This window comes from Methylocystis sp. Sn-Cys (assembly GCF_016745395.1).
Lineage (GTDB): Bacteria > Pseudomonadota > Alphaproteobacteria > Rhizobiales > Beijerinckiaceae > Methylocystis > Methylocystis iwaonis.
The window spans coordinates 255,015-276,694 of sequence record NZ_JAERVJ010000005.1 but is presented as its reverse complement, the minus strand read 5'-3'; the positions used below and the strand labels follow the sequence as shown (position 1 = coordinate 276,694).

At 63.1% G+C, this 21,680-nt stretch carries 18 protein-coding genes and 2 pseudogenes; 12 read left to right on the top strand and 8 right to left on the bottom strand.

From position 1 onward, the window contains the following. The first annotated feature begins 271 nt into the window (after positions 1 to 271). A complete protein-coding gene (locus JJT62_RS12545; protein WP_202073094.1) occupies positions 272 to 1,213 on the top strand; it encodes a nickel/cobalt efflux transporter in 942 nt (313 codons plus the stop codon). Here JJT62_RS12545 and JJT62_RS12540 read toward each other — a convergent pair whose 3' ends face one another. From JJT62_RS12540 to JJT62_RS12530, 3 genes are all read right to left on the bottom strand, one after another. Further along, positions 1,214 to 2,089: an NAD(P)-dependent oxidoreductase gene (locus JJT62_RS12540; protein ID WP_202073093.1), complete on the bottom strand. Its 876-nt coding sequence runs from the start codon at positions 2,087 to 2,089 to the stop codon at positions 1,214 to 1,216. It lies immediately after the preceding gene. A gap of 133 nt (positions 2,090 to 2,222) precedes the next feature. After that, positions 2,223 to 2,516 (bottom strand): HdeA/HdeB family chaperone, encoded by a 294-nt coding sequence (locus tag JJT62_RS12535; RefSeq protein WP_202073092.1) that lies wholly within the window; start codon positions 2,514 to 2,516, stop codon positions 2,223 to 2,225. Between the two features lie 21 nt (positions 2,517 to 2,537). Further along, positions 2,538 to 2,834, bottom strand: a complete 297-nt coding sequence (locus JJT62_RS12530; protein ID WP_202073091.1) for an HdeA/HdeB family chaperone — start codon at positions 2,832 to 2,834, stop codon at positions 2,538 to 2,540. Positions 2,835 to 3,138: 304 nt separating this feature from the next. Between JJT62_RS12530 and JJT62_RS12525 the strand changes: the two genes are divergently transcribed. From JJT62_RS12525 to JJT62_RS12515, 3 genes are all read left to right on the top strand, one after another. Continuing rightward, positions 3,139 to 4,296, top strand: a complete 1,158-nt coding sequence (locus JJT62_RS12525) for an efflux RND transporter periplasmic adaptor subunit (protein WP_202073090.1) — start codon at positions 3,139 to 3,141, stop codon at positions 4,294 to 4,296. Between the two features lie 11 nt (positions 4,297 to 4,307). After that, positions 4,308 to 7,451: an efflux RND transporter permease subunit gene (locus JJT62_RS12520; protein ID WP_202073089.1), complete on the top strand. Its 3,144-nt coding sequence runs from the start codon at positions 4,308 to 4,310 to the stop codon at positions 7,449 to 7,451. 310 nt (positions 7,452 to 7,761) lie between these two features. Next, complete coding sequence (locus JJT62_RS12515) at positions 7,762 to 8,073, top strand: DUF2513 domain-containing protein (RefSeq protein ID WP_202073088.1); 312 nt, start codon at positions 7,762 to 7,764, stop codon at positions 8,071 to 8,073. Here JJT62_RS12515 and JJT62_RS12510 read toward each other — a convergent pair. Together JJT62_RS12510 and JJT62_RS12505 are read right to left on the bottom strand one after the other, a co-directional pair. Further along, the gene (locus tag JJT62_RS12510; RefSeq protein WP_202073087.1) at positions 8,049 to 9,041 is read right to left on the bottom strand and encodes a hypothetical protein; all 993 of its coding nucleotides are present in this window, start codon (positions 9,039 to 9,041) and stop codon (positions 8,049 to 8,051) included. The genes JJT62_RS12515 and JJT62_RS12510 overlap by 25 nt on opposite strands. Beyond that, positions 9,038 to 10,183, bottom strand: coding sequence for a class I SAM-dependent methyltransferase (locus JJT62_RS12505; RefSeq protein WP_202073086.1), 1,146 nt, complete (start codon positions 10,181 to 10,183; stop codon positions 9,038 to 9,040). Before JJT62_RS12505 ends, JJT62_RS12510 begins: the two co-directional genes overlap by 4 nt. Before the next feature lie 170 nt (positions 10,184 to 10,353). On the opposite strand from JJT62_RS12505, the gene JJT62_RS12500 reads away from it, so the two are divergent. The 5 genes and pseudogenes from JJT62_RS12500 to aqpZ all read left to right on the top strand — a co-directional run. Beyond that, positions 10,354 to 10,584 (top strand): hypothetical protein, encoded by a 231-nt coding sequence (locus JJT62_RS12500; protein ID WP_202073085.1) that lies wholly within the window; start codon positions 10,354 to 10,356, stop codon positions 10,582 to 10,584. Between the two features lie 3 nt (positions 10,585 to 10,587). Next, positions 10,588 to 11,352: a hypothetical protein gene (locus tag JJT62_RS12495; protein ID WP_202073084.1), complete on the top strand. Its 765-nt coding sequence runs from the start codon at positions 10,588 to 10,590 to the stop codon at positions 11,350 to 11,352. After that, positions 11,352 to 12,497, top strand: a complete 1,146-nt coding sequence (locus tag JJT62_RS12490) for a GSCFA domain-containing protein (RefSeq protein ID WP_202073083.1) — start codon at positions 11,352 to 11,354, stop codon at positions 12,495 to 12,497. Before JJT62_RS12495 ends, JJT62_RS12490 begins: the two co-directional genes overlap by 1 nt. A gap of 93 nt (positions 12,498 to 12,590) precedes the next feature. Beyond that, positions 12,591 to 13,154 (top strand): annotated as a pseudogene (locus JJT62_RS19165) (HdeD family acid-resistance protein); the annotation flags it as partial. Between the two features lie 195 nt (positions 13,155 to 13,349). Then, a pseudogene (aqpZ, locus tag JJT62_RS19160) lies at positions 13,350 to 14,039 on the top strand (aquaporin Z); the annotation flags it as partial. A 70-nt stretch (positions 14,040 to 14,109) separates the two neighbouring features. Here the strand turns inward: aqpZ and JJT62_RS12480 are convergent. Further along, the gene (locus JJT62_RS12480; RefSeq protein WP_202073081.1) at positions 14,110 to 15,339 is read right to left on the bottom strand and encodes a PepSY domain-containing protein; all 1,230 of its coding nucleotides are present in this window, start codon (positions 15,337 to 15,339) and stop codon (positions 14,110 to 14,112) included. Positions 15,340 to 15,829: 490 nt separating this feature from the next. Then, complete coding sequence (locus tag JJT62_RS12475; protein ID WP_202073080.1) at positions 15,830 to 17,404, bottom strand: NAD(P)/FAD-dependent oxidoreductase; 1,575 nt, start codon at positions 17,402 to 17,404, stop codon at positions 15,830 to 15,832. Between the two features lie 126 nt (positions 17,405 to 17,530). On the opposite strand from JJT62_RS12475, the gene msrB reads away from it, so the two are divergent. After that, on the top strand, positions 17,531 to 17,947 hold the full coding sequence (msrB, locus tag JJT62_RS12470) for a peptide-methionine (R)-S-oxide reductase MsrB (RefSeq protein WP_202073079.1): 417 nt from the start codon (positions 17,531 to 17,533) through the stop codon (positions 17,945 to 17,947). Positions 17,948 to 18,161: 214 nt separating this feature from the next. Here msrB and JJT62_RS12465 read toward each other — a convergent pair whose 3' ends face one another. Next, positions 18,162 to 18,440: a hypothetical protein gene (locus tag JJT62_RS12465; protein ID WP_202073078.1), complete on the bottom strand. Its 279-nt coding sequence runs from the start codon at positions 18,438 to 18,440 to the stop codon at positions 18,162 to 18,164. Between the two features lie 101 nt (positions 18,441 to 18,541). Here JJT62_RS12465 and JJT62_RS12460 point away from each other — a divergent pair, with 101 nt between their 5' ends. Both JJT62_RS12460 and JJT62_RS12455 read left to right on the top strand, forming a co-directional pair. Continuing rightward, complete coding sequence (locus JJT62_RS12460) at positions 18,542 to 20,278, top strand: formate--tetrahydrofolate ligase (protein ID WP_202073077.1); 1,737 nt, start codon at positions 18,542 to 18,544, stop codon at positions 20,276 to 20,278. 90 nt (positions 20,279 to 20,368) lie between these two features. Beyond that, positions 20,369 to 21,565, top strand: coding sequence for an aminotransferase class V-fold PLP-dependent enzyme (locus JJT62_RS12455; RefSeq protein WP_165055706.1), 1,197 nt, complete (start codon positions 20,369 to 20,371; stop codon positions 21,563 to 21,565). The last annotated feature ends 115 nt before the right edge of the window (positions 21,566 to 21,680 follow it).

Here is a 21,680-nt window from a genome sequence, read left to right as displayed (position 1 = left end):
TTCCGAAGTTCGTCGCCGGCGACATGCCCTAAGCGAAACTCGGTAGCCTGACTAAATGCGCCGGCCGGACGAAAGTCCGGCCGGTCGCGTTTTGGGGGGGACCACTCCAGCTCTAAGCGGGCGACCGACCGGCGCGGACCGCCGCTTGTTTGGGCAATGCGCAACCTTTAGATAAGGCCAACAGGCGCATTCCCGGCGGCCATATGGCCGCGAGGAACGGCGAGCCTTCCTGGCCGCCGATCGACCGCGCCACGCGAGGAGCCGCGCGGACGTGTCCAATCTTTCCCCTTTCTTCGACGCCAGCGCCGGCAACGCCTGGATCTTCATCCCGACCGCCATCGTGCTCGGCGCCTTGCATGGGCTGGAGCCGGGTCATTCGAAGACGATGATGGCGGCCTTTATCGTCGCGGTGCGCGGCACAGTGGGACAGGCGGCGCTTCTAGGGCTTGCCGCGACAATCTCCCATTCCGCGATCATGTGGCTCGTCGCTTTGATCGGGATGTCCCTCGGGGCTCAGATAAACGTCGAGGCCAACGAGCCTTATCTGCAGATCGTTTCGGGCTTGATGATCCTGACCGTCGCCGTCTGGATGACGTGGCGCATGTGGCGAAACACGACCGCTTCGCCGGCGCCCGCCCATGCCGATGTCGATCACATCCATGCCCATCACGGACATGATCACGGCCTCGGCGACCACCACGGGCACGATCATCACACCCACGAGCATGGCGACGATCACCATCATCACCACCCGCATGGCGCAGGAGCCGCGCTCGCCACGAGCGTCGAAGAACAGGAGTTCGAAAACGAGCTTCTATCCGTCGATTCGACCGTTTACGCCGACGCACATGAGCGGGAGCATGCGCTCGAGATCGAGCGCCGTTTCGCCAATCGTCAGGCGACCACGGGGCAGATCATCCTTTTCGGGCTCACTGGCGGACTCATCCCCTGTCCCGCCTCGATCACCGTCCTTCTGCTCTGTCTGCAGGCCGGCCGCTTTACTCTTGGCGCGGCGCTCGTGCTGGCGTTCAGCATCGGCCTGGCGCTCACGCTCGTTCTGGTGGGCGTTGCGGCGGCGATTGGGGTCCGCCATGCGGTCTCGCGCTTTCCGGCGCTCGAAGGGCTCGCGGCGCGCGCGCCCTATCTCTCGAGCGGCCTCGTGGCGCTCGTCGGCCTTTATACGATCGTGATCGGCGCGCGGGGGCTGGCCTGACTATTTCCCGCCGTGGAAGGCCGACTTCTGGACACGCGGGCTGATCGGCTCGTCCAGAAAAAAGTCGAGCACCGCCTCATAGGCGGGATCGACCGCATAAGGCGAGAAATCCGTCACGCCTTCCTCGGCGAGCACGCGAACGTCGATAAAGAAATTCCCCGTGCATGCGCGCGACGGGCGGGTCAGCACGGCATGCGCCGCATCGGCGACAATCTCGGGCTTGCGCGAGCGGCGGATGATCTCTTCGCCCCCCAAAAGATTGCCGACGGCGGCGGTGGCGATCGCCGTCTCGGGCCAAAGCGAATTCACCGCGACGCCATCGCGCGCAAGCTCCTTCGCTAGGCCGAGGGTGACGAGGCTCATGCCATATTTCGCCATCGTATAGGCGAGGTTGGGGGCGAACCATTTCGGGTTCAAATCGAGCGGCGGCGAGAGCGTCAATATGTGCGGATTCTCGGCCTTGCGCAGATGCGGCAGCGCGAATTTGGCGCAAAGATACGCGCCGCGCGCATTGATCTGGTGCATCAGATCGAAGCGCTTCATGTCGAGGAGGTCGATGCCGCGCAGGTCGATGGCGCTGGCGTTGTTGATGAGAATATCGAGACCGCCGAAGGTCTCGACCGTTCTGGAGACGGCGGCCGCCACCTGATCGTCGAAACGTATGTCGCAGGGCAGGGGCAGAGCCTTGCCCCCCTCCGCCTCGATTTCAGCGGCGGCCGTGTAGATCGTGCCGGGAATTTTCGGATTTTCGGCCACGCTTTTTGCAGCGATCGCGATATTGGCGCCGTCGCGGGCGGCCTTTTTGGCGATCGCGAGACCGATGCCGCGGCTGGCGCCTGTGATGAAAAGCGTTTTGCCCCGAAGCGATGCCGTCATCCAGATAAATCCCGGAAAATCCAGAGGAGCTAACAAATAGCCGCAAGCCGATGAACGGCAAGCGGCGGCCAAGGCGCGGGAGTCGCCCTCGGCCGCGGCGAAAGGGCCCAGCCATCGGCCGGGCCGTAGGGGTTTAACGGGCGTTCTTCAGAACGGCGTCCATCAGCGAAGATTTCGGGAGCTTCTTGCAGTAGCGCGAAATCTTGGCGGTGTTCCGCTTGACGTAGCGCGAGTCGATGACGGTAATATTGTTCTTCGCGCTGAAGTAACCGCGCATCCAATTTCCGATGAAGTCCTGCGTGCCGGCGTCATAACCACGGAAATCCTTGCAAGTGATTTCCGACATATCGATCGTAACCTGAGCAGAGGCCGGGGCGACGAAAGCGAAGGCGCTCGCGGCGCCAGCAAGAATGAGCTTGCGGATCATTTGTGTGGCCATCCCTTGTCGTTATTTCTTGTCGAAAGCGCGCTGCAGGCCCGCCATGACGGACTCGGACTTGTTGGAGGCGCACCAGTCGGTCACGCTCGCGGCGTTCTTTAGAAAAAGACTGACATCGATAAAGGTGCGGCCGCTCTTTTGCGCGAACCACCCGCTCATAAAGGCTGCGAAGTCGCTTTGGTCCTCCGCCGGCATCGCCAGCAATTCGCCGCAGGTAATCTTGGTCATATCCAACTTGACTTGCGCCTGCACAGCCGCAGGCGCCAACATCGCCGCCATGGCGAGCCCGAAAATCAGCTTATTCATGCGTTTCCTCCAAAAAATACGCGCGCCAGCGTCGTTCGCACAATCGACGAATCGAAGTGAAAAGCGCTTCTCCATTCGGCGCAAGCGCGGACATCACATACAGACCAAAAACAAACTTTGGCTTAAACCTGAGCAGACAGACTGCGCGTAAGTCGCAGCACGTTCGCGAAAATATTCTAATTCCACGCTAATTCCGAGTTTCGTGGTCTTCGACGCCCTTGCTGCCCGCCCGGTGGACGCGGGCGGCCGTCTGATTTACTTTCGGCGCCGCAGCATCAAGCGCTTTTTTTGACAGAGACATGACATGGATTGGATGCGCCCGCGCGCTTATCGCCGCCTCGCTGGGGTGTCGCTGGGCCTTATTGCCGTGATCGCCGTCGTGGCGTTGAGGTTTGGCGCCGGCGCGCAGGACGGGGCGCCAGCGGCGCCGCCCGTTACGGTTGCGCATCCGCTCGCTGAGACCGTGCCGCGTTTCGATGAATATACCGGCCGTTTTGTCCCGGTTCAGCGCGTGGAGGTGCGCCCGCGCGTCTCCGGGGCCGTCGAGAAAATCCATTTCACCGACGGCCAGATCGTGAAGGCGGGGGATCTGCTTTTCACCATCGACCCGCGCCCCTATCAGATCGCCGTCGACAGCGCCCGCGCCGACGTCGTCCGCATGCAGGCGCAAACCTCTATGCTCTCCAAGGATGCGGCGCGCGGCGAGAGCCTCGTCGGCGGCGGGACGATCACGAAACGCGATATGGACCAGCGCCGCGGCGGGTCGGACTCGGCGCGCGCGCAGTTGGCGGGCGCCGAAGCGTCTTTGCGCAACGCGGAACTCAATCTGGAATGGACCCAGGTGCGTGCGCCGATCGCCGGCCGCGTCTCCGACCGCCGCATAGACGTGGGCAATCTCGTGCAGGCCGGGATGACGCTCCTGACGACGCTTGTCGCCCTCGATCCCATCCACTTCGAGTTCGACGTGTCTGAATCGGATTATCTGCACTACGCCCGGGCCGGGACGGGCCGAGAGAAGACAGGGAAGATCCCCGCTTTCGTGCGCCTTGCCGATGAGGTCGATTGGAAGCGCTCGGGCGCGATCGACTTCATGGACAACCAGCTCAACGTGCATTCCGGCACGATCCGCGCCCGCGCCGTTCTCGACAATAAGGACTTGTTTTTGACGCCCGGCGCTTTCGGCCGCGTGCGCGTCAATGGCGGGGATTTTGCGGGGCTGCTCGTCCCCGACGCCGCCATCGCCTCGGATCAGACGAATAAGATCGTGCTGGTCGTCACGCCGGATCGCAAGGTGGCGGCGAAGCCCGTGACGCTTGGGCCGCTTCATAAGGGATTGCGAGTCGTGCTGTCCGGCCTCGATCCCAATGATCTTGTCATCACCGCCGGCCTCGCCAATCCCATGGTGCGGCCCGGCGCGACCGTCGCGCCAACCGAAGGCGCGATTGCGCCCTCCGTTAAATAGGCTAGGGGCGCATGCGTTTTCCGCATTTCTTCATCGAACGGCCGATTTTCGCCGCCGTCATCTCGGTTTTGCTCACCATCGCGGGCCTTATCGCCCAGCGCGCGCTGCCGGTGTCCGAATATCCCGACATTGCGCCGCCGACGGTGATGATCACTGCGACTTATCCTGGCGCCTCGGCGGAAGTCATCGCGCAGACGGTCGCCTCGCCCATCGAGCAAGAGGTCAATGGCGTCGACGATATGCTTTATATCGTCTCGCAATCGACAGGCGATGGCCTGCTCACGATCAATGTCGTTTTCAAGACCGGCGTCAATATCGATCTGGCCCAGGTGCTGGTGCAGAATCGCGTGGCGATCGCGACGCCGCGCCTGCCCGAGGAAGTGCAGCGCTTCGGCGTCGTCGTGAAGAAGGCGTCGCCCGATCTGATGATGGTCGTGCATCTGCGCTCGCCCGATGCTTCGCGCAGTCAGCAATATATTTCCAATTACGCGACGCTCTATGTGCGCGACGAGCTGGCGCGCTTGGAGGGCGTCGGCGATGTGCGCGTCTTCGGCGCCCGCGACTATTCGATGCGCGTCTGGCTCGATCCGGATAAGGTGGCCGCGCGCGGCATGACGGCGGGCGAAGTGGTCGCCGCCTTGCGCGCCGCCAATCTCCAGGTGGCGGCAGGCGCGATCAACCAGCCGCCGGCGGCGTCTCCCGGCGCCTTCCAGCTTTCCGTGCGCACGCTCGGCCGGCTTTCCGATCCGGCGCAATTCGCTGACGTGGTGTTGCGCGCCGACGCCGACGGCCAGGTGCGGCTGCGCGACGTGGCGCGGGTGGAGATTGGCGCGCAGGATTACACGGTCAACGCCTATCTCGATCGCGACGCGGCGACCGCCATCGCCATCTTCCAGAAGCCGGGGTCCAATGCCCTCGCCACCTCCGCCGCGGTGGAGGAGGCCATGGTACAGGCGAAGAAGCAGTTCCCCGCCGGTCTCGATTATTCCATCGTCTATAATCCGACCGAGTTCATTCAGCAGTCGGTCGACGAAGTCGTTCGCACGCTCGGCGAAGCGATTATCCTCGTCGTCCTGGTCGTGATCCTTTTTCTGCAGACATGGCGCGCCGCGATCATTCCGGTCGTGGCGATTCCGATCTCGCTTGTCGGCAGTTTCGCGGTGATGAAACTCGTCGGGCTCACCTTCAATACGCTGTCGCTCTTCGGCCTTGTGCTGGCGATCGGCATTGTGGTCGACGACGCCATTGTCGTCGTCGAGAATGTCGAGCGCTATCTGGCGCAGGGGATGACGCCGAAAGAGGCCGCTCATAAAACGATGGACGAGGTGGGCGGCGCGCTCATCGCCATCGCGCTCGTGCTCTGCGCCGTCTTCATCCCGGTCGCCTATATCACGGGGCTGCAGGGCGCCTTCTATAAGCAATTCGCCATCACCATCGCTTCCGCGACGCTGATTTCGGCCTTTGTGTCGCTGACGCTCTCGCCCGCGCTCGCGGCCATTCTTCTCAAACCGCATGGCGAGGAGCACAAACACGCGGGGCGCTTCGAGTTTCTGCGCCATCCGCTCGAGGCGTTTTTCGCGCGCTTCAATCGCCTTTTCGACGCCATGTCGGCGCGCTATGGCGCCTTGACGGCGCGGCTGGTGCGGGTCGGGCTCGCCTCGCTTGTGGTCTATGGTCTGTTGATCGCCATTGCGGCGGGGCTGTTGTGGCGCACGCCGACGGGCCTCGTGCCGACGCTCGATCGCGGCTATCTCATCGCCGCATTCCAATTGCCGCCCGGCGCCGCGCTCGACCGCACCGACTCTGTGATGCGGCAGGCGACGGACATTATCCTGTCACGGCCGGGCGTCGCGTCGAGCGTCGTCTTCACCGGCTTCGACGGCGCGACTTTCACCAATGCGCCGAATGCCGGTGTTATTTTCGTCACGCTGAAATCCTTCGAGGAGCGCCACCGGGCCGGCCTCACGGCGCCCGGCATTCGCGACGACATCCGCGCCGCGCTCGCGCCGATCAAGGACGCCTTTGTTTTCGTGCTGGAGCCGCCGGCGGTGCCGGGTATTGGCACGGGTGGTGGCATCAAGGGCTATGTGCAGGATCGCGGCGGCATGGGGCTTCCGGCTCTGGAAGGCGCCGCTTGGTCGCTTGCCGGACCGGCGATGCATACGCCGGGCGTCGCTCAGGCCTTCACGCTGTTCAATACGCGCACGCCGCAGATTTTCGCCGACGTCGACCGCACCAAGGCGGAGATGATCGGCGTGCCGATCACGCGCGTGTTCGAAACCATGTCGATCTATCTCGGCTCGGTCTTCGTCAACGACTTCAATATTCTCGGCCGCACCTACCGCGTCATGGCGCAGGCCGACAATCCGCATCGCCTGACGCTGCGTGATCTCTCGGAGCTCAAAACCCGTAGCGCCACCGGCGAGATGACGCCGCTCGGCGCCCTGGCGAGCTTCAACGATACGACCGGCCCCTTCCGCGTGCCGCGCTATAATCTTTACCCGGCCGCCGAGGTGCAGGTTAATCTCCAGCATGGCGTGTCTTCGGGGCAGGGCATCGCCATGATCGAGGGGCTGGCGAGCAAATCGCTGCCACAGGGCTTCGGCTTCCAATGGACCGAGATCGCCCTGCAGGAGAAGCTCGCCGGCAATACTGCGATCCTCGCCTTCGGGCTTGCCGTCGTCTTCGTCTTCCTGTTGCTCGCCGCGCTTTACGAGAGCGTGGTGCTGCCGCTCGCGGTCATTCTGATCGTGCCCATGTGCATTCTCGCCGCCATGAGCGGGGTCGCGGCGCGCGGGCTCGACCGCAATATTCTCGTCGAGATCGGCCTCGTGGTGCTGATCGGCCTTGCGGCGAAGAACGCCATTCTCATCGTGGAATTCGCCCGGCAGGGCGAAAATGAGGGCAAGGATCGGTTTACGGCGGCGATCGAGGCCGCCCGCACGCGCCTGCGTCCGATCCTGATGACGTCGCTGGCCTTCATTTTGGGCGTGCTGCCGCTCGCCGTGTCGCATGGCGCCGGCGCCGAAATGCGCCAGTCGCTCGGCGTCGCGGTGTTCAGCGGCATGCTTGGCGTGACGATCTTCGGTCTTCTCTTCACCCCGATCTTCTATGTGCTGTCACGCGCGCTCGGGATACGATCCTGGCGCCCGTAGCGCAGCGACAGGGCGTCGAAATCCATTAACAAACCCTCTACGCAGCCGCGTCATGCCCGCGCTTGTCGCGGGCATCCACGCCGGGACATTACGACATGCGGGGAGAAGAAGCGGCGTCGCTCCCGCTCATGTTCTTAAGCCTTTCAGCGTCGGCGCGGCGTGGATGGCCGCGACAAGCGCGGCCATGACGCTGGAACACGTCCGCTCATCAACCCCAATTCGAAGCCCTTAGCGGGGCGACGAAAGGCTTGCGCTCGCGTTCGATTCCGTTTTTCATTGGCGACGCCAAACGAAAGAGAAAGACGGAGGAATGGCGCGCGACGTCGATTTGATGCGGTTGCTGCTGCTCGATCTCGAAGGAAGACAGCTTTCGCCGCCAGAAGCTTTTGTGTTGCCGCTGGAGGAGATCGCGCGCCGCTTGGATCGCACCCGAGGAGAGGTGGTCGACGCGCTCGAAATGCTTCGCGAGGCGGAATTCATCGATGCGCCAGGCGCCTTTCGCGACGACGCCTGGATTTTCCGCAAGCTCACCCGTCGCGGCGTCGAGCTTGCCAATCTGGTCGCGGATGCGCGTCAGTGGGACAAGGTCAAAAACGCCTATGTCGATTTGCTCGAAGGTTGACGCCGCTTTTCGCGCCAGTCCCTGAGCCAAGCTTCGAAGCGCCTGCGGCGGCCAAGTAGAACCTGACGTATTTCAGTCCTGCGCAAGTTGAAGCGGTCGTTTGCCGGGATCGCCATATAGCGTTCCGCAGTCTCCGTAACGACGAAATCGGGCTTTGACCGCTTGACGAGCGCCCAATCGACATTCGCCGACCAGACGAATTCCAGCTCGGAGACAGTCTCGGCGAGGGCGGCGGTCAGAAAATAGGGGCTGACGCCCGCAAAAGAGTCGCCGAACAGCAAGAGCTTGCACTTGTTCCTGGCGCGCGGGTTTTTGAAGACCGCATGGCATCCGACATGGATTTCGCCGCCATATTCATGCGCTTCCAGGAGCCGCACGACGGCATTATCATAGACGCGCGTCGCATCTTGCCGCCATGTGGCTTCGCGGATGGTCTCATAGACGGGCGGCTCGAGTTTGGAGCCCAGATCGAGCAGCCGGACATCCTCGATGAAAGGGCGCGCGGCGAGATCGTCATTGCGCTCCAATCCAAGCGCGTCGCACAGAATTTCATAGCCGAGAAGACAGCCGAGCGGCGTCCAATGCGTGTCCGTGCGCCAATAGAGATCCACATCGTCGCGATGCGTGCGCATGAGCGGGACCAAGTCGACGTAACCATAAGCGGCGGGGTCTCGCTCGAAGAGCTGAGCCAGCCTGAGCGAGGGCGCGAGGTCGGCGTCGACCAGCGGCTCGGCTGTTTTGTGGGAATAGATCGTCAGCTTCTCGGGCACGACGAGATGGGCGAATTTGGCGCCGAGGGCGTCGCACCGCTTTTTGCGCTCGACGATGAGATCCCGCCAGCGCGCTAGCGCCCGATCCGGCAAATGTCCTGAATCACGCTCGTAAAGAGTCGAGACGAAATTGGAGCCGCCGACGAGGAATAGCCATCCATCGTTTCCCTGATGGACGAAAAGGCTTGCATGGCTCATTGCGGCTCTTGTCCAATCGACATTGGCGCCTGCGGCTTGCGCGCGAGGAGAATCGTGGCTGCGGCGAGCTCGAACTGCTTTTCCACCGGCAGCTCTTTCGCCCAGGCTTGCTCAAGCATGGGGCCGGGGTAGGCGATGAGATCGCCCACACGCTGGCGCAGGAAGGATTTGCGGGCTTTTGGCGGCAGGCCCTCCGCCCAGGATCGAAGTTGCCATGCGATCGCCCAGACCGGATGCGTCGCGGGATTTACTTCCTGCCGCTCGATAGTGAGATAAGGCTCGAACAATGTGCGCAGGCCCTCATGCGTCATATTGAAATAATGATGCGGAAAGCCGTGCAGCGGCTGCAAAAAGGGCACGCAGCACTTCAGCCATCCGCCGGGCTTCAAGACCCGCGCGATTTCACGCGCACAACGAAACGGGTCTTTGACATGCTCGAGGACGGCGATCGAGATAACGCCGTCGAATGAATCGTCCTTGAACGGGAGGCTGTCAGCGGCGCCAATGACGTCGGTCGTGGGATAGTCTGCGATCTCCAGATTGACGACATTGCTGTAATAGGTCGGCCGGAAGCCGGCGCCGACATCGAGAACCAACCCGTCTCTGCAGCTTTCGATCAGCTCGACCGTTTCCTGGTCGTAGCTGTTCTCGCTGATCGGAATCTCATCATCGAGGCTATCGCGCGCGCGCGTCGCTTCGTCCAGGAAGCAATATTTGCCGCTTTCCTCGAGCCGCTTTTCCGGGTCGAGGAGAAGCGGGCGCAAGGCGTCGAGCTTTCTTGCGCGGATTGCGGGCACCTGGCTCGCGCGTCGCTGGCGCCGGCTCTCCCGAAAGCCGAATTGCTCGAAATGCGCCCTGGCGGAGGGGAACTCGCCGCGCTCGAACGCTCGCGCGACGTCCGGATTGCTGTCGAGATAGCGCGCCTCATCGAAATTCTCGCAGGTGACGAGCTCATCCTGCTTGGCGAACTGCCGTCGCCCCTCCACCGCCCCAAACTTCTTGAAATGCGCCCTGCCTGACGCGAGCCGCCCTGCCGCGACCGCCTCGGCGACATCCCGATTGGCCGCGAGGTAGCAGCGCTCGTCGAAGGTAGAAGGCGTCGGAATCTCCTGAAGCAGCGCGATCTCGAAGGGATTGGTCATGAGGAAGGGCGCCAGGTGAAAAGATCGGCTCGTTTAGCACAGCCGGCAAAACAAGAAAAACCCGGCCGGGGCGCCGCATCTGAGGCTCTCTTGGTCTTTGGCCTCAAGACGAATATGTTGCCGCGCGGGAGAGACGCCGCCGCTGGGGCGTCAATTTGATTGAGGATATCATGGCGCAAGACGAGCCGATCGAGGTCGAAGCTTTCTATCGCTATGGCTATCGAGGGCGGGACATGATCGCCATCCGCGCCCCCTTTGCGATGTCCGCTGACGCCGAGATCATCGGCCGGCGCGTCCGGGTCGGGAATGAGGCGCATCGCGTCCGAGGGGTCCTTCGGCAAATTTCCGGGCCGATCCAAAAGGGCGAGCCGATCGGCGTCGAGATCGACGCGCGGGTTTGACGCATGAAGATACTCGGGCTCGGGCATAGCCATATTGTGGCGATCGCAGAGGGTTGTTACGAGCTCCAGCATCAGGGAGCGACGATCGGCGGCGCGCCGTTGTCCTCCCGCTTTGTTTATCTTCTCGACCCCGCGATCACGCCAACGCTCCTCGATGAGGAGGACGGGCAGACGCTGAACCCGCGGCTCTCGGAGATCATCGCCCAGGAAGGCGCCGATTTCGGCTTATTGTCGATCCAAGGCAATGAGCATATCGCGCTCTCGATCACGCAACCTTTCGAGCGCATCGATTTCATCCTCGGGGAAGAAAGCGCGCTGCCGCTCGCCGAGGGCGCCACTTTGTTGACGGAAGCGGCGGTCCGGGAAACCTTGCGCGACAGAATGGCGGAAACGATCGCGATCCTCGCGGCGCTACGGCGCGCGACGCGCATGCCGCTTTATTGTCTGTCGCCACCGCCGCCTTTGCCGGACTGTCAGATCAAGGCCTATCCCAAGGAATTCTTCCGAAAGGCGGTCGACGCCGATCGCCTGTCGCCCGAAATCTTCCGCTACAAAGTGTGGCGCCTCGCGTGTCAGCTCTATCGTGAGAGCTGCGCCGCTCAAAACATTGTCTTCGTCGAAGTTCCCCCCGCCTTCATTGCGCCGCCCGGCCTGCTTATTCGCGAAGCGTGGGGCGCCGATGCGACTCACGCCAATCCATCCTTTGGAAAAGCGATGGTCGAAAAAGTGATCGGCATGGTGGAAGCGTCGCGAGCCTTGGTCGCCTGATGACGTCGCATCCCTATTCGAAACTGCCGCCCTATGCCTATTGGCGCCACGCCGTGGCCGGCGTCCCCGCGGCCGACGTCGATCCTGTCGTCGAGCCGCCATTTCGCTTCGGCGCGCGAGAGAAGATCGCGGCGGCCGGCAGTTGCTTCGCTCAACATATCGGGCGCTATCTCGTCGCCGGCGGCTGCAACTATCTGGTGACGGAGAAGCCGCATCCATTTCTCAGCGAAAAAGCGGCGCAGGCGCTGAATTACGGCCTTTATTCCGCGCGCTACGGCAATGTCTATACGAGCCGGCAGCTTCTCCAGCTTTTCGAGCGCGCCTATGGCCGCTTCACGCCGAAAGAGAATTACTGGCGCAATGGCGCGGGCGTTGTGGTCGACCCCTTCAGGCCGCAAATACAGCCGGGCGGTTTCAGTTGCGCGCGTGAGCTCGATGTCGACCGCGAATGGCATTTCGCCGCCGTGCGCGCGGCGTTCGAGACCCTCGACGTTTTCGTCTTCACGCTCGGCCTGACGGAAGCCTGGCGATCGCGCGAAGACGGCGCGGTGTTTCCGCTTTGCCCCGGCGTCGCCGGCGGCGAATTTTCGTCCGCCGCGCATGAATTCATCAATCTCGGCGTCGACGACGTCGTCGCGGACATGAGCGTCTTTCTGGAGGGTTTGCGCAGCGTAAACCCGCGCGCCAGAGTCATTTTAACCGTTTCGCCCGTGCCGCTCGTCGCGACTGCCGAACGCAGGCACGTGATGGTTTCGACGCTTTGCTCCAAAGCGATTTTGCGCGCCGCCTGCGACACAATCGAACGCACATGCGCGCAAACAGCCTATTTCCCTTCCTATGAAATTGTCGCGGGCGGCTTCACCGGCGTCGACTATTTCGAGGCCGACCGCCGCAGCGTCACGCGCGAAGGCGTCGCGCATGTCATGAGCATCTTCGAGCGGCATTTCATCCGCCGCAATCTCATGGAGACGGCCCTGCGCAAAACGAGGCAGGCGCTCGCCGTCCCTTCGGCGCCGACAGACGCGATCTCGGACGCCATGCGACTCATGTGTGACGAAGAAGCGCTCGAGCGCGGCGCAGTCCCGGCCATAACGGAAAGCTCTTGTGGCGGCGAACTCGATCCGTCGACGGAGGACGCTACATAGAGCGTGAACGCAAATCGCAGATCGCACGCGCCGACGCTTACCGAAAATTGAAGTATTTTGACGAAGCTGAATTGCCGTCGAGCAAGGCGCGGGATGACGCTCGCCTTGCGTCGCAAGATAAGGTTGCATTGGCGTAACGGCCGTTTGCGGCCGTTCGTTGATTTTTGTCACGCCGGATATTCTGGCGCTTTTCAGAGAGGACGCGGCATGTCTAGTTTCTCCTCGTCGGATATTATTCGTATGAGAGCGGCCGAGGCCGCCCCGCTGCAGAAAAATTGGGGCTGGATGGTCGCTTTTGGCGCGCTGCTGGCGATTGCCGGCTTCGTCGCGCTCGGCAGCGTTGTTCTGTCGACCATCGCCACCGTGCTGATCGTCGGGGTCGCGATGATCGCGAGCGGTCTCGTCGAGATCGCCTATGCTTTCGCAATGCGAAGCTGGAAGAAATTTTTCCTCTGGATCGTCATCGGCCTTCTCTATGTCGTCGGCGGCGGCGCGGTGGTGCAAAACCCGCTGCTCGCGGCGGGTTTCCTCACGCTGCTGCTCGGCGCCGGCCTCTTCGCTTCGGGGCTCGTGCGCATTTTTCTCGCCTTTCAGCTTCCAAAAAACGCGCCATGGGCTGTGGTCGCGCTCTCCGGGGCCGTTACTTTCCTGCTCGGCGGCGTCATTCTGGCGCAATGGCCGGTGTCGAGCCTTTGGGTGCTCGGCGTCTTCCTCGGCGTCGATCTCATCTTCGCGGGCGCGAGCTGGATGGGCTTCGGCCTTTCGCTTCGGCGCGCAGAGGGCGGGGAGGTTAGCGGCTTTCTCGCCAATGAAAGCGGGAGCGCGACCGGATTCGGTTTCGGCGAAGGGTTCCAACGCAAGCTTTTTGCCGAGTTTCTCGGCACCTTTTGGCTTGTTTTCGGCGGCTGCGGCAGCGCGCTGATCTCGGCGGGCTTTCCGCAGCTCGGCATCGGCTTTACCGGCGTATCGCTGGCTTTCGGCCTGACCGTGCTCACGGGCGCCTATGCCTTTGGCCCGGTGTCGGGCGGCCATTTCAATCCGGCTGTGTCGCTGGGTCTCGCCACGGCGGGGCGCTTTTCCTGGAAGGAGCTTGGGCCCTATTGGCTCGTCCAGCTTATCGGCGCGAGCGCGGCGGCTTTCGTTCTGCTGAAAATCTGCCAGGGCAATATCGACTTCTCGCTGGCCAACGGCTTCGCCGCCAATGGCTATGAGGAGCACTCGCCCAACGGCTATACGCTGCAAGCGGCCTTTCTGGTCGAAACGGTGCTGACGGCCTTCTTCCTGCTCGTCATTCTCGGGGTGACGGAAGCCCGCGCGTCGGTCGGCTTTGCAGCGCTCGCCATCGGCCTCGCGCTGACCTTGATCCATCTGGTCGATATTCCGATCACCAATGCTTCGGTGAATCCGGCGCGTTCGACGAGCCAGGCGCTTTTCGTCGGCGGCTGGGCGCTGGAGCAGTTGTGGTTGTTCTGGGTCGCCCCGTTGCTCGGCGGCTTGATCGGCGGACTTATCCACCGTTTCGCGCTCGCCGATAAGGCGTAAGCGCGGTTCTCATCGGTTCACGGAGCCGCCGCGTTTCGATCCGCGTCGATCGCGGCGGCTCGCTCGTTTTTTAGAATGATCCCGACGGGCTTTGGGCGTTCACGCGCCGCTCTTTCGCGACGCTCTGAGCTCGGCGCTTTTGCAGCCAGCGAATGACCCCGGTCACGAACAACAGCGGCCAGCTCAGCCCGAACAGAAAGACCGCGATGCGCCCCGGCCAGCCATAGACATAGCCGGAATGCAGCGGCCACTGCCATTGAATGAAGCCATCGCCGTCGCCCGAGAGTGGATCGTTGGCTTGCAGAATGTCGCCACGGAACTGATCGATATAGATCGTCCGACGGCCGTCGAGCCCCCAGCCGATCGGAAACAACTGATTGACGATATAGGCCCCGTCACGAGGTTTGGGCATCGTCACGGCATAGATGCGTCCGTCCGGAAAGGACCGGGTTGCGGTGGCGACGGCTTCGTCGAGCGTGAAGTGGGCCGAGTCGCTCGCCGCCGACTGATAGCGCTCCGGCTCCGTGAGAGCGGAAAACAACTCGACGACGGCTTTGAACTGCTGCGGCAGGTTGAAATGAACGCCGGAGAGCAGCACGGCCAAGGCGATCGGCGCGAGGAACAAGCCGGCCAGGCGATGAATGTCGTAATTCAACCGCTCCGATCTCGCGGGCCATTTCACCGTGAAGGCGTTGCGCCATTTTCCGTTTCTCGGCCACCAGAGAACGACCCCGGTCACCGTGGAAACGAAAGCAAGAATGGCGATGATCCCGACCGTGACATCGCCGATGCCGGAAACAAGCAGTGCGTAGTGCAATTTGAACAGGAAAGCGACGAAGGCGTCATCGAACAGGTTCGTGCTGGAATGCCAGACACGGGTCCCCGTAACCTTCAACGTATAGGGATCGACGAAGACCTGACGCGTATCGGGTTTCCCGGACTGCGGATTATCGACGCGGTAGTAGAATAGAAACGCCTGATCGTCCTTCTGTGGCCAGTAGCACCAGCCGAGATAAGAGTCGGCCGGAATAGCGCGACGCGCCGTATCGGCGATCGCCTCCAGCGGGCGCCACCCCGCCCGGCCTTCGGGGGGCGCCGCGACGATCCGTAGCTGTGGATTGAGCGCCTGGTCGATCTCCTGAAAGAACACCAGCGCCGAGCCGGTAAGTCCGATCACCGACAAGAACAGCCCGAGCGCGAGCCCCAACCAAAGATGGGTCTTCAGCCAGATTTTGCGCCAGCTCCAGAGCGCGACCTGCCGCCGCGCGGCGCCGACCCGAGGCAAACCGATAGAAGTCATGATTTCCTCCGCCAGAAAATCAACTTTGATCGAGCCGATCGCGGAAAACGGCGCGCCGGCGAATCGCCGTAGCGCGCATCAACTCTCATTCCGGATCGGGGGATTCGAAATATCTCATATTCGTGATGTGTCGAAATCGAATTGCGCAGTCGCTTTCGTCTGCGCGACGATAGGCTGCGACCGCGTCGAAACGCAAGTAACCCGGCTCCGAATCCAGATTAACAAACCCTGCGCAGCCCCGTCATGCCCGCGCTTGTCGCGGGCATCCACGCGGGGACATTGCGACACGCAGGGAGAAGAAGCGGCGTTTCTCCCGCTCATGTTCTCAGCTTTTCTGCGTCGGCGCGGCGTGGATGGCCGCGACAAGCGCGGCGATGACGGCGGAACACGTCCGCTTGTTAACCTGAATTCGGAGCCCGGGCCGCCGAGGAGCGATCTTCTTCAGCGAAGGAGCGTCACGTCGCCGTCGAACGCACGCGCGCTGTCGCGGCTATTCCGTCCCATTCGTTTCGAGGCGCCGCGTCGCAAGCCGCGCGGCTTCGGCGCCCGACAGCATCGCCCCGTTGAACCCATGCTCGCCGCCGAAGGCGGAGGCGAGATAGAGCCCGCCGATCGGCGTCTCCGGCGTGCGCGGGAAGCCCATCAATATCGGCGCCTCCGGCGGCAGCGGCGCGAAGCCGTAGACCGCGCCTTCCGGCGTGTTGAGATAGCTCGACATGGAATAGGCGTTGAGCAGCAGGCGCGACGTCACGAGCTTGGAAAAGCCTGGATAATCCTGCTCCAGCCGGCCCTGAATGGCGTCGAGCCAGGCCTCGCGGCGGGCGACGCCTTCTTCCTTCGACGCACTTTTCCAATTGTCGAGCCGGTCGAGGCCGAGCACGGTGAGAAGCACCGGCGGCTCGTCCCAAAGCCCGGAATCGACGGCCGTGAAATTGGCGATCGTATGCAGCGGCAATTCGCCTTTGGGCATGTCGGCCATGGCCGTGGCGCCGTCGCCATATTGGTCGAAGCGCTGCATGGACGAGGGCATGACGATGGCCGAGAAGTCCGTCATGCCGATGGTCGACGGCTTTGCGGAAAGGCCGAAATTCGCCGAGAAAAGAGACGTCGAGAGCGGCCGGCCGCCGAAGGTCTCCTCCATTCTGGCGCGCGCCGGCGCCTCCATCAACGCGGCGGCGACGGCGGGCGCGCAATTGGCCATCACCACACGCGCCTCGACGCGCTCGTCGGCGTCGTTGGTGCGGCGCGCGACATGGCGCACGGCGATGGCGTTTCCATCGGCGTCCGTCTCGATCTGCGTGGCGAGCCGGCCCATGCGCACGACGCCGCCCGCTTTGGTGATGCATTTGGCGAGCTTGAGGCTCAACTGGCGCGAGCCGCCTTTGATGTAAGCGCCGCCCGAGGCGATGTAGCCGCCCTGCGCCAGCGCATAGAAAATCCACCAGAGCTTGCGCGGATCGTCGCCATAATAGGCGAGATTGGCCCCGAGCGCGCATTTCAGCCCTTCGGCGCCGGCGAAGTCGCGGGTGAAGATCTCATCGAGCGAATTCATCCAGCCGGCGGCGGCGGGCTCGACCTCCCACATGCCGCGGGTGAATTTGGCGAGCGAGCCTTCCTCGCGCGCCTGCTTGAGCGTCCACATGGCGTCGTGAATTTGTTCGATTTCGCCCAAGAAGCGCTTGATCGCGGCGCTTTTGTCAGGAAAGCGCGCGGCGAGCGCGTCATGGGCGGCCTCGAAACCGACCGGCAGCTCGAAGGGTTCGCCGATGGGGCCGCCTTTGACCTTGTAGAGCGGACCGGTCGGCAGCCATTCGATCTCGTCGAGGATGCCGAGCTTGCTCAAAATATGGTGCTTCACGTCGCGCGGATTGCGCGCGTCCGACGTCTGGTGGAGCGAAGCCTCCACCCAGAGATCGCCGACCTTGTAGACCGAGGCGGCGCCCCCTAAGCTGAAGTTGCGTTCGAGCAGGCAGACGCTGTAGCCCGCATTGGCGAGCAGGGCGCCGGCTGTGAGGCCGCCAAGTCCGGAGCCGATCACCACAGCGTCGTATTTCTTGTCGCTCATCGGGACGTCGTCGCCTCTTTGTGTCAAAGCCCGCCTATATGGCGGGCGCGATATGGCCAAAGCCTGAGTCGGCGCCAACATAACATGGCGCGCCGCCGGGTCGCGGCTCCCTTCAGAGGAACGTCAATGACCGATGAAAGCTATCCAGTCACGCGCACCGACGCGGAATGGCGCGCGCGGCTGACGCGCGAACAGTATGACGTTATGCGCCGCCACGGGACCGAGCGGCCGGGCAGCTGCGCGCTCAATCACGAGAAGCGCCGCGGCGTCTTCCAATGCGCCGGCTGCGACCAGCCGCTGTTCCGCTCTGGCGAGAAATTCGAAAGCGGCACCGGCTGGCCGAGCTTCTTCGATCCGCTGCCGGGCGCGCTGGGAACAACGACCGACAACAGCTACGGCATGGAGCGCACGGAAGTGCACTGCAGCCACTGCGGTTCGCATCTCGGCCATGTCTTCCCGGATGGGCCGAAGCCGACCGGGCTTCGATATTGCATCAATGGCGTCGCTTTGAATTTCGTTCCAGAAAAAGAGGCCGTTCGATAAGCTCTCGCAATCGCCCCATAGGATTCGACGCAGCGATGGTCGGGTGCGACAAAAAATTTTTTCACCTGCCTGTTTCCTGCGCGATCGGTTTCACCCATACCCCCATCCAGGATGGGTTCGGGCGGGGGCGACCTGACCGCGCGAGCGCGCCTGGTCCGTTCAGCTCCCCATCATGTCGGTCTGACGGCGATTCAGATAGTGTAAGAAATATAAGTTATTTATGATTCTTTGTGTTCAAGTCAGGCGCTGATCGATCGGGTAGGTCGAGGATAGTCGTCTTGCCCCGCTTGTCGTATATGCAGCCAAGCCATTCGGGGCCGTCGCGCGAACGGGAAAGCCGATTTTGCTGCGGCGCCGCATCGGCGCCGCGCGCGCGCTTGCCTGCTTGACGGCTCATTTTTATTGCCGTCATACGAAACGGCAAAATCAGGTCGTTCGATGGGCTCATTGCGCGCGGGGGCGGCGTCGGTTTAAGCCCGGCGCGCGCGAGCATGGCTCAGGACCGTTGAACGGCGCCGGCAAGCCGTCGCTCATCGCGCCGCGGCCGATAAATTTCCGGAGCCCGCAAACGGGCTCGAGAGGGAGTGGAGCTATATGTCGTCACCTACGTCAGCCGCCGCGCCGGGCGCGAGCGGAAAAGACAATCAGCACCTTTCGCCCAAGTCAGATATCGAGATTTCTCAGGCTGCCAAGATGCGGCCGATCATCGAGGTCGCCAAAGACAAGCTCGGCATTCCGGCCGAGCACGTGCAGCCTTATGGCCATTACAAGGGCAAGATCGCCCTCGACTACATCGCTTCGCTCGAAGGCAAGCCGGACGGCAAGCTGATCCTCGTCACGGCGATCACCCCGACGCCCGCCGGCGAAGGCAAGACCACGACGACGGTCGGCCTCACCGACGGTCTCAACTACATCGGCAAGAAGGCGCTGTGCTGCCTGCGCGAGCCCTCTCTCGGCCCGTGCTTCGGCGTGAAGGGCGGCGCGGCAGGCGGCGGCTACGCTCAGGTCGTGCCGATGGAGGACATCAACCTCCACTTCACCGGCGATTTCCACGCCATCGGCGCGGCCAATAATCTGCTCGCGGCGCTGATCGACAACCACATCTATTGGGGCAATCAGCCGGCGATCGACTCGCGTCGCGTGAGCTGGCGCCGCGTCGTCGACATGAACGACCGCGCCCTGCGCTCGGTCGTCTCGTCGCTCGGCGGCGTGGCGAACGGCTTCGCCCGTGAAGACGGTTTCGACATCACCGTCGCGTCGGAAGTCATGGCGATCTTCTGCCTCGCCTCGAACTTCGCCGATCTGCAGCAGCGTCTCGGCAACATCATCGTCGGCCAGACCCGCGACAAGAAGAACGTGCGCGCCAGCGAAGTGCACGCGGCCGGCTCCATGGCCGCGCTGCTCAAGGACGCCATTGCGCCGAACCTCGTGCAGACGCTCGAGAACAATCCGGCGATCATCCATGGCGGTCCCTTCGCCAACATCGCGCATGGCTGCAACTCGGTCATCGCCACCAAGGCGGGCCTCAAGCTCGCCGATTACGTGGTGACGGAAGCCGGCTTCGGCGCCGACCTCGGGGCGGAGAAGTTCTTCGACATCAAGTGCCGCAAGGCGGGCCTGACGCCCTCCGTGACGGTCATTGTCGCAACGATCCGCGCGCTCAAGATGCATGGCGGCGTCGCCAAGGACGATCTAAAGGCCGAAAACGTCGCGGCGGTCGAGAAGGGCTTCGAGAATCTGAAGCGCCATATCGGCAACGTCCGCAAGTTCGGCGTGCCGGTGCTGGTCTCGATCAATAAATTCTCGGCGGACACGGCGGCCGAGATGGCGGCGCTCGACAAGCTCTGCAAGGCGGAAGGCGTTGAGTGCGTCGTCGCCGACAACTGGGGTTCGGGCGGCGCCGGCGCGGCCGATCTCGCTCGCGCGGTGGTGCAGACGATCGAGACGCAGCCCTCGAACTTCAAGCCGCTCTATCCCGACGAGCTGCCGCTCGCCGAGAAGGTGCGCACCATCGCCAAGGAGCTCTACGGCGCCGCCGACATCTCCTACGACGCGAGCATCAAGGCGCGCTTCGCGGAGCTGGAGAAGGAAGGCTTCGGCAACTTCCCGGTCTGCATCGCCAAGACGCAATACAGCTTCTCGACCGACGCCAACGCCAAGGGCGCGCCTTCGGGACACATCATCCCGATCCGTGAGCTGCGTCTGTCGGCGGGCGCGGAGTTCATCGTCGCGGTCTGCGGCGACATCATGACCATGCCGGGCCTGCCGAAGGTGCCGGCCGCCAACAATATCGCGGTGGATGCGAACGGCCGCATCGCGGGCCTGTTCTAAACGCCTCGATAGAGAATTCCGCGGCGTTCAGTAGGGCGCCGCGGTTCCTTCCAATCCTGCAAACGCTTCGCTCGAAAGGAGCAAATAGAAATGGCGCAGAATTCCAGAGTCCCGGGCAGAAACTTCCTCTTCGTGCCGGGCCCGACCAATCTTCCCGACCGCATCGTGCGCGCCATGGCGGTCGCCTCGGAAGACCATCGCTCGCCGACCTTCCCCGACCTCGTGAAGCCGCTGTTCCCGGGCCTCAAGAAGGTCTTCAACACCGACAAGGGCGTGCCCTTCATTTTCCCGGCGTCCGGCACCGGCGGCTGGGAAGCGGCGATCACCAACACGCTGTCGCCCGGCGACAAGGTTCTCGCGCAGCGCTTCGGCCAGTTCTCGCACCTCTGGATCGACCTCTGCCAGCGCCTCGGCCTCGAGGTGATCAAGCAGGAGCGTCCGTGGGGCACCGGCAATGATCCGGAGTCGATCGAAGAGGCCCTCAAGGCCGACAAGAACCACGAGATCAAGGCCGTTCTCGCCACGCACAACGAGACCGCCACGGGCGTGACCTCGGACATCGCCGCCGTTCGCAAGGCGATCGACAACGCCAAGCATCCGGCGCTGCTGTTCGTCGACGGCGTGTCCTCGGTCGGCTCGCTCGAGTTCAAGATGGACGAATGGGGCGTGGACGTGATCGTCTCCGGCTCGCAGAAGGGCTTCATGCTGCCGGCCGGCCTCGCGCTGATGGCCGCGAGCCCGAAGGCGATCGAGGCGGGCAAGAACGCCAAGATGCGCCGCGCCTATTTCGAATTCCAGGATATGATCGCGCAGAACGCGAACGGCTACTTCCCCTATACGCCGTCCGTCCCGCTGCTCTACGGCCTCAAGGAAGCGCTCGCGATCCTGTTCGAAGAGGGCCTCGATCAGGTCTACAAGCGCCACCATCACCTCGCCTCCGGCGTCCGCGCCGCTGTCGCGGCCTGGGGCCTCAAGACCTGCGCGCAGGACCCGAAGTGGGATTCGGACACGGTCACCGCGATCCTGGTTCCGGAAGGCTACAACGCCGCCAAGGTCATCGAGACCGCCTACAAGCGCTATAACCTCGCGCTCGGCGCCGGCCTGTCGGAAGTCGCCGGCAAGGTGTTCCGCATCGGCCATCTCGGCGACCTCAACGAGCTGATGCTGCTCGGCGCCATCGCGGGCGCGGAAATGGCGATGCTCGACAACGGCATCAAGATCGAGGCCGGCTCCGGCGTCGCGGCCGCCCAGGCGGTGTATCGCGCCAATCCGCTGCTGAAGGTCTAAGGCCGCTAATCCTTCTCCCGCTTAGGGCGTCGAGAGACGCCCGTCTTCGACGGGCTATGCGGGAGAAGGTGTCGCGCGAATGCGCGACGGATGAGGGCTTCCGTCGCGTGTGCAA

Coding starts and splice junctions, on each gene's coding strand:
- JJT62_RS12520 (WP_202073089.1), top strand. CDS start 4,308: ATGCGTTTTCCGCATTTCTTCATCGAACGGCCGATTTTCGCCGCCGTC.
- JJT62_RS12505 (WP_202073086.1), bottom strand. CDS start 10,183: ATGACCAATCCCTTCGAGATCGCGCTGCTTCAGGAGATTCCGACGCCT.
- JJT62_RS12530 (WP_202073091.1), bottom strand. CDS start 2,834: ATGAATAAGCTGATTTTCGGGCTCGCCATGGCGGCGATGTTGGCGCCT.
- JJT62_RS12515 (WP_202073088.1), top strand. CDS start 7,762: ATGGCGCGCGACGTCGATTTGATGCGGTTGCTGCTGCTCGATCTCGAA.
- JJT62_RS12540 (WP_202073093.1), bottom strand. CDS start 2,089: ATGACGGCATCGCTTCGGGGCAAAACGCTTTTCATCACAGGCGCCAGC.
- JJT62_RS12455 (WP_165055706.1), top strand. CDS start 20,369: ATGGCGCAGAATTCCAGAGTCCCGGGCAGAAACTTCCTCTTCGTGCCG.
- JJT62_RS12475 (WP_202073080.1), bottom strand. CDS start 17,404: ATGAGCGACAAGAAATACGACGCTGTGGTGATCGGCTCCGGACTTGGC.
- JJT62_RS12535 (WP_202073092.1), bottom strand. CDS start 2,516: ATGATCCGCAAGCTCATTCTTGCTGGCGCCGCGAGCGCCTTCGCTTTC.
- JJT62_RS12490 (WP_202073083.1), top strand. CDS start 11,352: ATGACGTCGCATCCCTATTCGAAACTGCCGCCCTATGCCTATTGGCGC.
- JJT62_RS12510 (WP_202073087.1), bottom strand. CDS start 9,041: ATGAGCCATGCAAGCCTTTTCGTCCATCAGGGAAACGATGGATGGCTA.
- JJT62_RS12525 (WP_202073090.1), top strand. CDS start 3,139: ATGGATTGGATGCGCCCGCGCGCTTATCGCCGCCTCGCTGGGGTGTCG.
- JJT62_RS12500 (WP_202073085.1), top strand. CDS start 10,354: ATGGCGCAAGACGAGCCGATCGAGGTCGAAGCTTTCTATCGCTATGGC.
- JJT62_RS12460 (WP_202073077.1), top strand. CDS start 18,542: ATGTCGTCACCTACGTCAGCCGCCGCGCCGGGCGCGAGCGGAAAAGAC.
- JJT62_RS12495 (WP_202073084.1), top strand. CDS start 10,588: ATGAAGATACTCGGGCTCGGGCATAGCCATATTGTGGCGATCGCAGAG.
- msrB (WP_202073079.1), top strand. CDS start 17,531: ATGACCGATGAAAGCTATCCAGTCACGCGCACCGACGCGGAATGGCGC.
- JJT62_RS12465 (WP_202073078.1), bottom strand. CDS start 18,440: ATGCTCGCGCGCGCCGGGCTTAAACCGACGCCGCCCCCGCGCGCAATG.
- JJT62_RS12480 (WP_202073081.1), bottom strand. CDS start 15,339: ATGACTTCTATCGGTTTGCCTCGGGTCGGCGCCGCGCGGCGGCAGGTC.